The sequence below is a fragment of the Natronorubrum marinum genome (assembly GCF_052040125.1).
Lineage (GTDB): Archaea > Halobacteriota > Halobacteria > Halobacteriales > Natrialbaceae > Natronorubrum.
On record NZ_JBPPFV010000001.1, the window covers coordinates 892,690 to 905,316 of the forward strand.

General features: G+C 64.0%; 15 protein-coding genes. 6 read left to right on the forward strand and 9 right to left on the reverse strand.

Annotated elements, in window-relative coordinates; all coding sequences use genetic code 11:
* Window positions 1–85: 85 nt before the first annotated feature.
* From ACSFC5_RS04515 to ACSFC5_RS04525, 3 genes are all read right to left on the reverse strand, one after another.
* A complete protein-coding gene (locus ACSFC5_RS04515) occupies window positions 86–262 on the reverse strand; it encodes a 50S ribosomal protein L37e (RefSeq protein ID WP_006090391.1) in 177 nt (58 codons plus the stop codon).
* Window positions 259–486: an LSM domain-containing protein gene (locus ACSFC5_RS04520; RefSeq protein ID WP_006090390.1), complete on the reverse strand. Its 228-nt coding sequence runs from the start codon at window positions 484–486 to the stop codon at window positions 259–261. Before ACSFC5_RS04520 ends, ACSFC5_RS04515 begins: the two co-directional genes overlap by 4 nt.
* A gap of 268 nt (window positions 487–754) precedes the next feature.
* The gene (locus ACSFC5_RS04525; RefSeq protein WP_440765021.1) at window positions 755–2,011 is read right to left on the reverse strand and encodes an RNA-guided endonuclease InsQ/TnpB family protein; all 1,257 of its coding nucleotides are present in this window, start codon (window positions 2,009–2,011) and stop codon (window positions 755–757) included.
* Window positions 2,012–2,192: 181 nt separating this feature from the next.
* On the opposite strand from ACSFC5_RS04525, the gene ACSFC5_RS04530 reads away from it, so the two are divergent.
* Both ACSFC5_RS04530 and ACSFC5_RS04535 read left to right on the forward strand, forming a co-directional pair.
* Window positions 2,193–2,489: a hypothetical protein gene (locus tag ACSFC5_RS04530; protein WP_440764057.1), complete on the forward strand. Its 297-nt coding sequence runs from the start codon at window positions 2,193–2,195 to the stop codon at window positions 2,487–2,489.
* Window positions 2,490–2,720: 231 nt separating this feature from the next.
* A complete protein-coding gene (locus ACSFC5_RS04535) occupies window positions 2,721–3,683 on the forward strand; it encodes a zinc-dependent metalloprotease (RefSeq protein ID WP_440764058.1) in 963 nt (320 codons plus the stop codon).
* Window positions 3,684–3,857: 174 nt separating this feature from the next.
* On the opposite strand, the gene ACSFC5_RS04540 is transcribed toward ACSFC5_RS04535, so the two are convergent.
* The 3 genes from ACSFC5_RS04540 to ACSFC5_RS04550 all read right to left on the reverse strand — a co-directional run bounded on the left by ACSFC5_RS04540 (window position 3,858) and on the right by ACSFC5_RS04550 (window position 4,934).
* Window positions 3,858–4,025 carry a hypothetical protein gene (locus tag ACSFC5_RS04540; RefSeq protein WP_440764059.1) on the reverse strand — a complete coding sequence of 56 codons (168 nt, stop codon included), beginning with the start codon at window positions 4,023–4,025 and terminating at the stop codon, window positions 3,858–3,860.
* Window positions 4,026–4,266: 241 nt separating this feature from the next.
* Entirely contained in the window at window positions 4,267–4,533 is a 267-nt protein-coding gene (locus ACSFC5_RS04545) for a DUF8527 family protein (RefSeq protein WP_440764060.1), read from the reverse strand.
* Window positions 4,530–4,934: a nuclear transport factor 2 family protein gene (locus ACSFC5_RS04550; protein ID WP_440764061.1), complete on the reverse strand. Its 405-nt coding sequence runs from the start codon at window positions 4,932–4,934 to the stop codon at window positions 4,530–4,532. Before ACSFC5_RS04550 ends, ACSFC5_RS04545 begins: the two co-directional genes overlap by 4 nt.
* A gap of 233 nt (window positions 4,935–5,167) precedes the next feature.
* Here ACSFC5_RS04550 and ACSFC5_RS04555 point away from each other — a divergent pair, with 233 nt between their 5' ends.
* Window positions 5,168–5,947, forward strand: coding sequence for an SRPBCC family protein (locus ACSFC5_RS04555; protein ID WP_440764062.1), 780 nt, complete (start codon window positions 5,168–5,170; stop codon window positions 5,945–5,947).
* Between the two features lie 2 nt (window positions 5,948–5,949).
* On the opposite strand, the gene ACSFC5_RS04560 is transcribed toward ACSFC5_RS04555, so the two are convergent.
* Window positions 5,950–7,071: a mechanosensitive ion channel family protein gene (locus ACSFC5_RS04560; protein WP_440764063.1), complete on the reverse strand. Its 1,122-nt coding sequence runs from the start codon at window positions 7,069–7,071 to the stop codon at window positions 5,950–5,952.
* A 93-nt stretch (window positions 7,072–7,164) separates the two neighbouring features.
* A complete protein-coding gene (locus tag ACSFC5_RS04565) occupies window positions 7,165–7,716 on the reverse strand; it encodes a hypothetical protein (RefSeq protein WP_440764064.1) in 552 nt (183 codons plus the stop codon).
* A gap of 148 nt (window positions 7,717–7,864) precedes the next feature.
* On the opposite strand from ACSFC5_RS04565, the gene ACSFC5_RS04570 reads away from it, so the two are divergent.
* Window positions 7,865–8,140, forward strand: a complete 276-nt coding sequence (locus tag ACSFC5_RS04570; RefSeq protein ID WP_440764065.1) for a hypothetical protein — start codon at window positions 7,865–7,867, stop codon at window positions 8,138–8,140.
* 28 nt (window positions 8,141–8,168) lie between these two features.
* On the opposite strand, the gene ACSFC5_RS04575 is transcribed toward ACSFC5_RS04570, so the two are convergent.
* Window positions 8,169–8,744, reverse strand: coding sequence for an SPW repeat domain-containing protein (locus ACSFC5_RS04575; RefSeq protein WP_440764066.1), 576 nt, complete (start codon window positions 8,742–8,744; stop codon window positions 8,169–8,171).
* 204 nt (window positions 8,745–8,948) lie between these two features.
* Here ACSFC5_RS04575 and ACSFC5_RS04580 point away from each other — a divergent pair, with 204 nt between their 5' ends.
* Window positions 8,949–11,693, forward strand: a complete 2,745-nt coding sequence (locus tag ACSFC5_RS04580) for an AAA domain-containing protein (protein WP_440764067.1) — start codon at window positions 8,949–8,951, stop codon at window positions 11,691–11,693.
* An 82-nt stretch (window positions 11,694–11,775) separates the two neighbouring features.
* Window positions 11,776–12,618, forward strand: coding sequence for a phosphatase PAP2 family protein (locus ACSFC5_RS04585; RefSeq protein ID WP_440764068.1), 843 nt, complete (start codon window positions 11,776–11,778; stop codon window positions 12,616–12,618).
* Window positions 12,619–12,627 lie beyond the last annotated feature (9 nt).

Here is a 12,627-nt window from a genome sequence, read left to right on the forward strand (position 1 = left end):
CGTTCGAGTTCTGTCGATCGCAGACGTCGACAGTCGGGACTCGAGGTCGGTGGAAACAGAAGCGAAGACGGCAGAAACGTCGCGGTCAGTTGTCGCCGGTCTTCTTCTGCCACTCGTAGCTGCGGCGTTTGGCGGATTTGCCGAAGCCACAGGACGAGCAGACTTTCTTCTTCGTGTGGTACGATTTCTCTCCGCAGCGACGGCACTTCGTGTGTGTCGTCGTGTTCTTCTTTCCTTGGCTCGGGGTTCCTGCGCCAGTCATGGAGTGATCGAAACGACGTTATCGCCGCGTATAATGGTTGTGTCTTCGGCCGGCGTCTCTGCGTCCACTTCGCCCTCGAGGGGGATCGTCACGTCCTCGAGCACGAGATTCATGTGCTGATCGTAGCCAGCGAGGTCGCCGTCGTACTCGTCGCCACTCTTAAGTCGTACCGTGACACGTTCGCCGAGCGACGCCTCGAGGACATCCAGCGGTCGTCCACTCATACGAAAGAGCGCAGGTGATGGACACTTAATCGTACCGGTCCTGACTCCATCGAATCCCATTTCAGAGGCGACTAAACCTCGCTTTCCGACCGTGTTGAGAGCGATCGTACTGTCTCGTGCCAACCTTGCGCACACAGTGCGGTTCCGATCCGTAACACCCAGCAAACAGTTTGACATCCTCCTCCGCCTGAAGGCGGAGGAATCCCGAGTCACGCGAATCGGAGATTCGCGTACATCGCAAATCTCCGATTTGCTCAGCGTTGGGATATTAGGGTTTGCAGTCTCCCTGTTCTCTCGTTTTGAACGTCCCGCTCTCGCGGTCGAACAGGAAGACTCCCGGCTGTGCCAACCAGCCGTTACTCATATCCCCCGTCGGGGGACTCTGAGTTATCTTTCGTCGGATATTCACTGCACCGTTCACGTCCGCATTCATCGTCGTTTCGCATGATGAACAGACGTACAGACCACGCTCCACGCGGTTGCGGTCTCGAATCTGCCCGCAACACGAACACGTTTTGCTCGTATTCTCCTCGTCTACGCGGTCAACGAGGATCCCGTGTTCCTCGGCCTTGTATTCGAGCAGGTTCGTGAAGCGGTTGAACTCCCATCCGTGGAGTTTCTTGTTCCCCGACTGGCCCCAGTTCCGCGAGTCACCGTTCTCGTCTTCACGGATGTCGCTGAGGTCGCCAACTGCGATCTTCTCCACGCCTTCTTCGACACACCGATGGACAATGTGTTTTGAGAGCGTGTGGAGGAAGTGGTCTTTGCGCCGAGAGAGTTTCCTCCGGGCTTTCCGCGCACGCTTTGACGGCCCGTTCTCACCTTCGGTCTGGTACTCGTCGCGGGTGAAGTAGTGCTTGTCCTCTTTCAGCACATTCCCCGGATACAACTCCGAAGAGCCGTCTTCGTAGTCAATAGCGAGGTAGTTGCTGATACCGAGATCGATACCCGCCGTGTTGTCGCCGGGAGCGTCTTCGACTGGAATCTCTTTCTTACAGACGAGGTGCAGTTCCCACCCGCCTCCGTTCCAGACGGCACGCACCTGCTGGATGTTCTCGACTTCTACGTCGGGCCGAGTTTCGTACTCGGCGAGGATGAAGTCTGACCGCGACTCTTTCAGGTTGAATCCTTTCGAGAGTCGGAGTTGGCCGTGCTTGTCGTCGTGCTTGATCGCTCGCTTCTTCCAGGTGACGGTGGAGCGTGGGTGGTCGTCGCCACGTTTCCGGTAGCCCGGTGGGTTGTTGCCGTCGTCGGAGTTGTACCAGCCGGTGAACGCCTCAGCAAGTTCCTCGAGAACTCGCTGGCTTGACTGAGAATGTAGGTCACTGTAGCGTTCGTGGTCTTTCAACTCCGATTTTAATTCGGCTTCGTCGGGTATCTCGCCGTCTTCATCCCACCGGCCTTGAATGTAGTAGCGTCCGACGTTCCACAGTTTCGATGCTGCGAACCCGCACTGGTCGAGGTCGTCACGAACCTGACTGTGGTTCGTGATGCGTGCGACGTAGGTGCGGGTCGTCTCCAGCATTAGACTGTGTTCATAACCAGTTATGGAATAGTGTATGTTAAAATCTATGTTTAACGTGGAATATCCGGGTCTGTCGGTGCCGGAGGAATGTGTCACTGAGTGACGGCGCGTATCCACGGCCTGAAGGCCGTGGTATTGAGCCTGTCCAACCTATAAGTGTCCACTCGTCGAACACCGACGCATGGGAAACACCAAATTCACCCTCATCGAGTTGCATCTTGACGGCGACACCCAGTTCGGACTGGGTGCGCTCGATACCGCACTCCCGTTCGGTACCACCGAGGAGTCGACTGAGACGACGGAGTACGAGACCGAAACCGAGGACGAAGCCGACGAAGACGGCTCGGGTGGCAAGGCCATCGGCGCAATCGTCGCGCTCGTCTTGCTCGTCGCCGCCGGCGTCGCCGCCAAGAAGTTCCGCGGCGACGACGAGCCCGAACTCGAGGAGGAAGAGCAGCCGGACGTCATCGTTAACTAATACTGTCGGACAGAACTACGTGAAGATCGGTCGCTCTACTGCGGCCGTCTCCGACGGCGACGTCCGCAGAACGGATGCGTTCTGCTGGGCATCGCAACCCACGGGGTTGCTCAACGGCCGCGAATTCGCGACCGACTTCGTATTGAGTTCTGTCCGACAGTATAACACGATCGGGCGCCATCGATCCGACTCGGCCGAACGCTTTTGCGCGTGCTTCCCGTACCGACGAACGTGAACCTCTATCGTAGCGCCCGGGCCGTTGCCGGGGCGTCCGGTGACGACGTAATCGACTGGCAGTCGGCCGCCGACGCCGCGAAGGCGGTGACCGATCCCGGCTCGCTCGAGCTCGAGTCGGGTGAGCGCGAGGCCTATGCACGCGATGTTCGCGACGCACGGGAAGCCGTGCGAACGGTAGCAGACGTCGAGTTCGACGTCCCCGACACCGTCGAAATCCAGAACCGCCACCACTGGATCGACGCCAACATCGCGACCTTCGAGCGCGTCATGGGCACCCTCGAGAACCAGTTTCAGACCGGCGCCTTCCCCGGCGTCGCCCGGACCGTCAACACGGGGACGATGACCGTCCTCCTCGCCTTCCTCGGCCGGAACGTGCTCGGCCAGTACGATCCGCTCTTGCTCGCGGAGAACCCCGAGGAGAACCACGCGCTGTACTTCGTCCGCCCGAACATCCTCAACGCCGCCGAGAAACTCGACGTCGACGCCGACCGCTTCCGCCGCTGGATCGCCTTCCACGAGGTCACCCACGCCGCGGAGTTCGGCGCCGCACCGTGGCTGTCGGACCACCTCGAGTCGCGCATGGAAGACGGTATCGCCGCACTTTCCGACGGCTCGTTCGACCGGAACGCGTTCCGCGACCTCGACGCCGCGATGACCGTCGTCGAGGGCTATGCGGAACTCCTGATGGACCACGCCTTCGACGACGAGTATGAGGACCTGCGTCGGAAGCTCGACGCGCGCCGGCAGGGTCGCGGCCCGCTCCAGAAGCTGTTCCGCCGGCTGCTCGGACTGGGGCTCAAGGAGCGACAGTACGAGCGCGGAAAGAACTTCTTCGAGACGGTCGTCACGGGCCACGGTCTCGAGACCGCGACGCTGGTCTGGGAGGGGCCCGAGATGCTGCCGACGCAGGACGAACTCGACGATCCGACGCTCTGGCTCCAGCGGATCGATCGATAGTCGTCACCGCGAGCGGCCTCAGCTGGTGCTCGTCCGCATTCTCCCAGGCGAGTATCCAGCGTCGTCCCCGAAATCGAACCCTCGACCGATGCAACCGACGAAGGCGTCGATCAGGAGTTCACCGCTAACGAGGAGTGTGGGAACAGTAGAGTACGCTATCGGACGGATCGCCGATCACGTCCAATAATATCGGAGATAGTAGCCAATAATTGCGACACATAACCCGACACCAAGCCAGAGTACGATGTTTACATGAGCAATAAACAGACGGAGTGCGGTAGCTGCAATTATCACCCCTCCAAACAGTATGATAATGTAGCTAGCTATTTTCTCTGCACTCATAATGTTAGTTATATAACCGTCTCTGATAAACATTCCTATACTATCAATTGAGATATTCGATGCGTGTTATTCTTAACCCAGCCTATCGGTCGATACACGGATCACACTGTCCGGAGTGAACGCACACCCGGACGGTCTCGAGACAGTCTCTGAACGCGATGGCCGGCGAAGACGATGTTCAACGCGGGGTCAATCGCGTACGACTGCCGGCGCTGTGGCTCCAGTGCACCGACCGTCGTCGCTACTCGAGGATCCACAATACGTACCAGAGCAACGCGCCGCCGGCGACGATGCCGACGGTCGACGCCAGTCCGACGGCGGCCAGCGAGGCCCCGCCTTGTACCGCCATCATACCGCCGGAGAGTCCGACGAGCAGGACGAACACCACTTTGAGTCGGGCGGAGGGACTCGTGAATCCGTTCGACTCAGCGTGGCCGCGCTCGTCCGGGTCGCGGCCGGAACCGCGTCTCCCCTCTCTACGGGGGCCGCGTCCCGAACTGCGGCTCATAGTTCGCCGGCCGTGCTGACGTGCATCGTGGCGAACTGCCACTGGTGCTCGCCCGCCCGTGTCGATTTCTCCTCGAGCCGAACCAGCGTGCCGCTCCAACGCGTCTCGAACCGCCGACGGTCACCGCTTTCGATGTCCGTCCAGGCCATCGTCACCTCGTCGGCGAACGTGGCGGCCCCGTCTCGATCCGTCACGGTGAGAGATCGGCTCTCGACGGTCCACTCCGCCGTCGTCTCGGTCTGTTCCTGCAGCGCCTCGTGCACTTCGTCGTCGCCGAACAGCGCCTCGCTGATGCCGAACTTCACCGTCGACTCGTCGGCGAGGAAGTACGGCTCGAGGGGGTCGCCGTTCCGGAGCGCGTCGTAGTAATCGCGGACGACGGATTCGGGACCTTCGGTCATGGACGTACTGTGGTCGTCGTCACGCAAAGGCCCACCGGACGCAGACGCAACTCGCGACTCGAGAGGCTGCACGACCCGATGCGTTGCAGCTGCAGCGCAAACATCCAATTGACGGGTAGTCCGGAGTACCTACCGGAGCCAAGAGACATGTCAGCCACCGCTACCCGACGTCGCCTGCGAGATGTATCGATCAGCGTCGAACGCGAACACCAGCGGTCGATCTCTCTTCAGCGATGACCACGGAAACCGGAGCATTCGACATCGACGAACTGCCGGAACCGGAGTGGGAATCGTCAGACCGGTCCTTGCGGACGAACGTCGGCCGGTTCGAACGCGCGGTCTCCGCCGTCGTCGGCGGCGCGCTCGTGTGGCGCGGACTTCGGCGTCGGTCGCTCGCCACGACGCTCGCCGGCGGTGGGCTGGTCTTCCGCGGCATCAGCGGCCACAGTCGGCTCTATCGCCGACTCGGTGTCGATACCACCGATCACGAGCGGTTGGGCGGCGATTCGACGACCGACAGACCGACGATCACACGCTCGGTTACGGTTGGAAAACCGGCCGACGAACTCGAGGCGTTCTGGCGCGATCCGGAGGAATTGAGCCGCATCGTCGGCGAGTTCGCCGACGTCTCCTCGACGATGGGTGACGGGGATCACCACCACTGGCAGGTCTCGCTCCCCGCCGGTCGACAGCTCGAGTGGCAGACGCGACTCGTGGAGGAAGCGTCCGGCGAACGCTTGCGGTGGGAAACCCTCGGCGGAGCACCGATATCCTACGAGGCGACGATCCGATTTCAGCCGGCCCCCAACGACCACGGAACGGAGGTCACGCTCGAGATTCGGTACGACCCGCCGGGCGGGTCGCTCAGCGACGGCGCGATGCAGCGCCTCGGAATCGTTCCGGAGAGTCTCGCAGGCACCGTCCTCGATCGGTTCAAGAGCCTCGCGGAGACCGGCGGGATTCCGTCGCTCGAGACCAACCCCTCCGATCGCGGGGAGGGAGACCGCCTCTGAGTTCAGTCGGTGGGTCGTTCTTCCGGCCCCTCGAGTTGCTCCGACCGATCGCATCTGGTGGGTCGCTCCCCCGGCCCCTCGAGCGACCACCCCGACTCGGGGCTGCGTTCGCGCGGCCGGCTGGTATCGACCCTGCTACCGCCATCGGCTTCGCGACCGGTATCAGCGCCGCGGCCGATCCCGTATCCGCGTTCGGGTGACGCCTCGCGCGCCGGCGAATCCACGTCCAGCCCAACCCGACCGCTCGTCTCGTCGAAGACGTGGTGGGTGTGGGGATAGGCGATTTCGACGTCCTCGTCCTCGAAAGCGTCCCAGGCTCGCCGGTGGATCGCGGACCGAACCTTCAGTGGGAGATAAGGCGCTTCGATCCAGCACTTGAGATCGATCAGGATCCCGTGATCGGCGAACTCGCGGACGAACGCCTTCGGACCAGCGGGGAACTTCGAGCGACCAACGCGGATCGGCGGGCCGCCGCCGATGACGCCGTCGACGTCCCGAGCGGCGCGCTCGAGCAGTTCGCACGCCCGATCGAGATCGCCCTCGTAGGTGACGCAGACCTCGAGCGAGAGCCTGCTGCGCTCGTCCTCGGCGGAGAGGTTGCGCACGTCGCGCTCGCGCATGGTCTCGTTGGGGATGACTAGAAACGAGTTCTCGAGGGTGTAGACCCGCGTGTAGCCCAGCGTGATATCGTCGACGTAGCCGCGCTCCTCGCGGTCGACGAGTTCGATCATGTCGCCGACCTCGTAGGGCCGGTGGACGAGGATGAACAGGCCGCTGATGTAGCTCCGGCCGACCGGCGCGAGCACCGCACCGAGAACGAGCGAGATGACGGTAAACGAGAGAAAGACGTTCTGGGGCCGGAAGCCGAGCAGACCGGCGATGGGGACGAACGCGTACGCCACGATCGCGATGCGAGCGCCCAGCAAGACCGCGTTGGCGGTCGAGGGCCGGAGCACGCGCTCCTCGAGTCGCGGTCGGAGCCGCTCGGAGAGCAGTCTCGAGCCGAACCACGCGGCGATCACCGCGAAAATTGCGAGCAGCCAGGAGACGTCCACGAGATCGGAAACGCCGCCGAGAATGGCAACGTCGCCGGGGTCGGAGAGCGAGAGTGGGAGCGACGACACTATCCACCCTATCGTCGGCGGCTGAAAAAGGACGAGCGTGGCAACAGCCGGGTCCCTCCCCGTAGCTGATCTCGACCTGCCGCGGCTCCGCGTTCACATGAAGCCGCGGTCGACTTCGTCGGTCTCGATCAGCTCCTCGAGTTCGGCGCCCAGCAGCTCGTCGGCCTCTTCGAACCGGTCGCCGAGCTCCTCGAGCCGATCGGGACGGTCGTACTGGTCGTACTCCATCGGCCCGAACGCGGGGCTCTCGATGGCCTCCATCACGTCGTCGAAGAGATCCTGCGGCCGGGTCGGGGCGTCCGCGTGGGTCTGGAGGACGGTCTCGAGGCGCTTCGAAACCGTCTCGATCTGGTCTTCGTCCTCCGGCGGCGACTGGACGGCGAAGCGGCCGCCCGCGTCCTCTCTGGGGAGGAACGAGCCGATTTCGTCGTCCAGGTTGCGGGCGACTCGCGTGCCGACCCCGCGGACTTCGAACGGGTTCTTCGCGTAGGTCTTCAAGAAGAAGACGCCGGCGCGTGGATGCGCGAGGTACATGTCCTCGCCGACGCCGCCGGCTCGATCGCCGGCGACCGCACGCCACCCTTCGGGATCGACGGGCCGCTCCGTGACGTCCTCGAGTACGTCTTGCCACTCGCGAATCCGCATACGCGACCAATGTGGCGCGGATAGAATGAACGTATCGGTCGTGACGAACGATGCCGGCCACCCGACGCGTCGTCGTCGAAACTGGCCCAAACCGAACCAAAAGGAATAGGATGGTTCCCCCGACAGGATGGGTAACCGACGTTTGACCATGTCCGTCAGCCGACCACTCTCGTTCGTCGAACTGTTTCGGGCCACGCCAGCGACGAGTAGCCTCCTCGCGCTGGGACCGCTTGGGCTGGCAGTCGGGCAGCTCGCGAACGGCTACGTCAACGGCGTCTCTCCGGTCGTCTCGGTCGGATTCGCCGCGGTCATGGTCGCGTTCGCCGTCGTCGCAATGGGCCACCACGCCGCCGAGTACCGATTGCGGCGGCTCGAGACCGAGGGCGGCGGCGAGCGCGAGTCGGCGGGCGACGCGACGCGGTGATCGGCGGGCCGTCAGTTTTCCATCGGTTTCAGGCGCGCGAGGAGTCGGTCGCGACGCGTCGCGCGTCTCGTGCATCGTAGGCGTTGTAGCCGGCCAGCGCCGCGATAAGCAGTCCGGAGCCGAGCGTGCTCCAGAACGGACTTGTCGTCAGCCCCAGTCCCGCCTGCATCTCGAGGAGCGCGGGCGAGACGATCAACCAGATTCCTAGCAGCGCCACCAGCCCCGAGACGCCGACGCTGAGCGGGATATCGTTGACGACGCGGTAGTAGTTGTAGCCGGCCGCGAGGAAGACGACGCTGCCGACGAGGACGTTGTTCCAGAACGCCGCCTGCGAGACGTCGTAGAGGGCGACGACCGAGAGGACGACCCACGCACCGATGACGGCGACGATCGCACTGATCACCGAGACCTTGCGCCGCCGTTCCTCGTTCGCGATCTGCGTGGCGTCGTCGCGCGGGTCGCGGCCGGGATCGTCCCGGTCGCCGGCGCCGGTTCCGGAGTCGACGTCGTCGGCCGGCGCCTCCCCGCGCTCCTCGCGCCCGGTTCCGCCGTGGGTTCCGCTTGCGGTTTCCGGATCGCGGTCGTTGCTGTTCGAGTCGTTCATAGTGCACCCAGCTTCCCCCTCGCTGTCAAAAAACGCCGACGACCGTTCCGTCGCGCGATGGAGATACTCGTCGGTAATCGGCCGTTACGATGGGGCGAACTGCTACGCTGTTCAGTTCGCTAACGACCGGTGTTGCTCCATTTCGAACGGCGAACCCACACGCGACCGATAGCGTTTTTGACGACTCGCTCCTCACGAACACTCGTGCACGTACGCGGAACCGTCGCGGGCGACGTCGAAGTGAAGTCGGTATCGACGAGCTACGGCGAGAGCGATCTCGCCGAAGTGCCGCTGCGACTCGAGCGCGACGGCGACGAATCGACGCGATCGGAACCCGTGTCTCGAGACGCCGCGGGCCAACCCGACATCGCCGACGGCCACGACGTTACCACGGTGACGCTCTGGAACAAGTGGACGGAGTCGGCGGAGTACTTAGAACCCGGACTGGAACTGCTCGTCACGAACGCCGAGGAAAAGGAGTACCGGGGCGAGACCCAGTACTCGACGACAGGCGACTCCTACGTCGTCGTCGAGCCGACCTTTCTGGTGAACGTGACGTCGATCCGCAACTGGGTCGAGTGTCCCCGGCTCTACTTCCTGAACAAGCTCTCGGGGGTGCCGCTGAACTACCCCGTGGTGAAGGGGACGCTGGTCCACGAGGTCTTCGGCGACCTCCTCCGCGGGCGAGAGTTGGAGGAGTCCATCGACGCCCGCGTCGACGAACGCGGTCTCGAACTCGGTTTGCTCGGCGAGACGGCCGAATCCGTCACCGAGGACGTCCGGGAGAACGCGAAGGCGATCGAGAACTGGCTCGAGCAGGGCCGCTTGACCGAGGAAGATAGCTGGCGATCCGAACAGTTGCTCATCAGCGAGACGTTCGGGATCCGCGGTCGCGCGGACGCCATCCGGCGGGGCGCGCCGGTCGAACTCAAGACGGGGAAGAACCTGAAGAAGGAGCCGCGATTCAAAGACAAGGTGCAGGCCGCCTGTTACGCGCTCTTGCTTGAGGAACACGGCGGAAGCGTCGACACGGGAACCCTGCTCTACACCAAGAACTCGGCGCTCGACAGGAACGAGGAGACGGGCGACCTCACCCCCGCGAAGGACTTCTCGATGGGCGACGGCCTGCTGAAGTTCGTCGTTCGGCTGCGCAACGAACTCGCAGCCATGGAGATCAAAGGCGAGATTCCGACGGGCTACGAGGGCTCGGCGAAGTGCGAGTACTGCTTCGAGCAGGACACCTGTATGGTCGTCTCGGGACGGCTCGACCAGGAGTCCAAGGCCGGCCAGATCGGACAGGCCCTGCCCGAGGAGGAACGCGAATACTTCGACCGATTCTACCGCGCCATCGAGGAGGAACGACGAGAGGTCCACCGCGAGTACGCCAAACTCTGGGAGCAAGACGCCCAGGAGCGGGCCGACGACGACCGCGCGCTGATCGACCTCGAGTTCGTCGAGAAACGCCCGCTCGAGGGCGGCCGATGGGAACTGCGAGCGCGTCGGACGAGCGGCGCGAACTCGAAGATCCGGGAGGGCGACTTCGTGCTGGCGAGCGACGGCCACCCGGTCCGCGGGAGTTCGGAGCTCGCGATCATCGAGCGATTAGACGAGGAGGTCGTCCTCACGGCGGACGAGCCGGTCGAAGTGACGCGGCTGGACGTCTATCCCTCCGAACTGACGACCGATCGGCTGCTCGCCGCGATGCACGATGCGCTCTTGAAGGGGGACGAGCGGCGCAAGGACATCTTGTTCGGTCGTGCCGATCCCGAGTTTGACAACCCCGGAGAGACCTTCATCGACAACAACGCGGCCCAGAACGAGGCCGTCACGAAGGCCGTCGGCGCGCAAGACTGCGCGCTGATCCACGGCCCGCCCGGCACCGGGAAGACCTACACCATCGCTCGCGCCATCCGTGCGATGGTCGAACGCGGCGAGCGCGTGCTGCTCTCGGCGTTTACGAATCGCGCGGTGGATAACGCCTTGGAGGCCTTGCTCGAGCAACTCGAGGAACACGGTGAGATCGAAACGGACCGCGTAGTCCGCGTGGGTTCCGAAAGCGGCGTCCGCGAGGACATGCAACCGTATCGCCTCGAGCGCTCGGGCGACCCGGAGGACCGACTCGCCGAACTGCAGAACGCGCAGGTCGTCGCCGCGACGACGGCGACCTGCGGCTCGCGAGTGATGAAAGAGCAAGCGTTCGACGCCGCGTTAGTCGACGAGGCCGCTCAGCTGACGGAACCGGGGACCTGCGCGGCGATCAACCTCGCCGAGCGGTTCGTCCTCGTCGGCGACCACGAGCAGCTACCGCCCGTCGTTCGCGCCGAGAACGACCTCACCGAGTCGCTGTTCGAGCGTCTGGTCGACCTCCACCCCGACGCGGGCGTGATGCTCGATCGGCAGTACCGGATGAACCAGCGCATTCAGGCCTTCGCCTCGCGGGAGTTCTACGACGGCGAGCTTCGACCCGCAGAGCCGGAGGTCGCGGCGCGGACGCTCGACGATCTCGAGGGTGTCTCCCGCGCCGATTTGCCCGACGAGTTCCGAGATCCCGTCGCGTTCGTCGACGTCGAGGGCGACGGCAGCCAGTACACCGACAGCGAGGAGGCCGTGCGAATCGCCGACCTCGTCGACACCTACGCGGCGGCGGGCGTCGAGCGCAGCGATATCGGCGTCATCGCCCCTTTCCGCGCGCAGGTGTCCGAAATCACGAGACACGTTCCCGACGACGTCGCCGTCGACACCGTCGACCGCTTCCAGGGCTCGAGTCAGGAGATCATCATCGTCTCCTTTACCGCGACGGGGTCGCTCGAGGGTCCGATCTTCGAGGACTATCGACGAATCAACGTCGCCTTGACCCGGCCGAAACGCGCGCTTGTACTCGTCGGCGACCCGGCGGCGCTGGCGTCAGATCCGGTGTACGAGCGGATGCTCGAGTGGGCCCGCGGATAGTGGAAACCGGGTCGGGAACGCCGTCTCGATCTCGACCTTCTAGTGGCAGGGTATTTACCGTTCCCGGACAGAACTGAGCGTGATGCGACTCGAGGAGGAGAGTGCGGTCATCCGCGACGCTATTTCGGCCGAATACGCCGACATCGTCGTCGCCGTTACCGAACTCGGCAGTCCGACGACGCTCATGGTGATCCTCGCGGTCCTGTTCTGGTGTGGCAGCCGCCGCCGGAGCGCGCTCGTGATCAGCTACGGCGTCGCGGGACTCGGCTTTATTCTGGCCCTCGAGACGCTGCTCGGACTCCCGCGACCGCCGGAATCGGTCTACCTCACGTCGATCGACGTCGAGGGGTACGGCTTCCCGAGCGGTCACGCCTTCGCGTCGGTCGTCGTCTACGGCGGACTCGTTTCGGCGTACGACCGACTGCGAGATCCGATCGCGCTGCTCGGTGCCGGAACGCTCGTCGTCGCCGTCTCGCTCTCGCGGGTCGTCCTCGGCGTCCACTATCTCGGCGACGTGGTCGTCGGCGCGATACTCGGCGTCGCCTTCGTCACCGCGATGAGCCGCGTCAGCCGCGGCATGCCGACGGTCGGCTTCGCGGTCGCCCTCGCCCTCGCGATTCCCGCCGTCTACGTCACCGGCGCAGCCGCGTACGCGGTCCTCGCGCTCGGCGCAGCCATCGGCGGGCTACTCACTACGGGCTGGATCGATCGGCTACCGCGGCTTCGGTCCCGACTCGAGGGGGCCGTACTCGTCGCCGTCGGTATCGCAGTCATCGTCGCCCTTCGGATCGTCGAAACGATCCTCGACGTCACGCCCCTCCTCGTCGCACTCTACGCGGTGCTCGTGGCGTGGATCGTGTTCGCCCCCGCGCTCGTCGACCGAGTCGGAGAAACGATCCTCGGGCCTTCAAGGACGGATTCGTGAGACTGCGTC

Excerpts from the sequence above, each read along its gene's own strand:
- ACSFC5_RS04525 (WP_440765021.1), bottom strand. The coding sequence starts at position 2,011 with ATGCTGGAGACGACCCGCACCTACGTCGCACGCATCACGAACCACAGT.
- ACSFC5_RS04570 (WP_440764065.1), top strand. The coding sequence starts at position 7,865 with ATGTCCGTCAGCCGACCACTCTCGTTCGTCGAACTGTTTCGGGCCACG.
- ACSFC5_RS04545 (WP_440764060.1), bottom strand. The coding sequence starts at position 4,533 with ATGAGCCGCAGTTCGGGACGCGGCCCCCGTAGAGAGGGGAGACGCGGT.
- ACSFC5_RS04585 (WP_440764068.1), top strand. The coding sequence starts at position 11,776 with ATGCGACTCGAGGAGGAGAGTGCGGTCATCCGCGACGCTATTTCGGCC.
- ACSFC5_RS04520 (WP_006090390.1), bottom strand. The coding sequence starts at position 486 with ATGAGTGGACGACCGCTGGATGTCCTCGAGGCGTCGCTCGGCGAACGT.
- ACSFC5_RS04555 (WP_440764062.1), top strand. The coding sequence starts at position 5,168 with ATGACCACGGAAACCGGAGCATTCGACATCGACGAACTGCCGGAACCG.
- ACSFC5_RS04550 (WP_440764061.1), bottom strand. The coding sequence starts at position 4,934 with ATGACCGAAGGTCCCGAATCCGTCGTCCGCGATTACTACGACGCGCTC.
- ACSFC5_RS04515 (WP_006090391.1), bottom strand. The coding sequence starts at position 262 with ATGACTGGCGCAGGAACCCCGAGCCAAGGAAAGAAGAACACGACGACA.
- ACSFC5_RS04565 (WP_440764064.1), bottom strand. The coding sequence starts at position 7,716 with ATGCGGATTCGCGAGTGGCAAGACGTACTCGAGGACGTCACGGAGCGG.
- ACSFC5_RS04540 (WP_440764059.1), bottom strand. The coding sequence starts at position 4,025 with ATGAGTGCAGAGAAAATAGCTAGCTACATTATCATACTGTTTGGAGGG.
- ACSFC5_RS04575 (WP_440764066.1), bottom strand. The coding sequence starts at position 8,744 with ATGAACGACTCGAACAGCAACGACCGCGATCCGGAAACCGCAAGCGGA.
- ACSFC5_RS04530 (WP_440764057.1), top strand. The coding sequence starts at position 2,193 with ATGGGAAACACCAAATTCACCCTCATCGAGTTGCATCTTGACGGCGAC.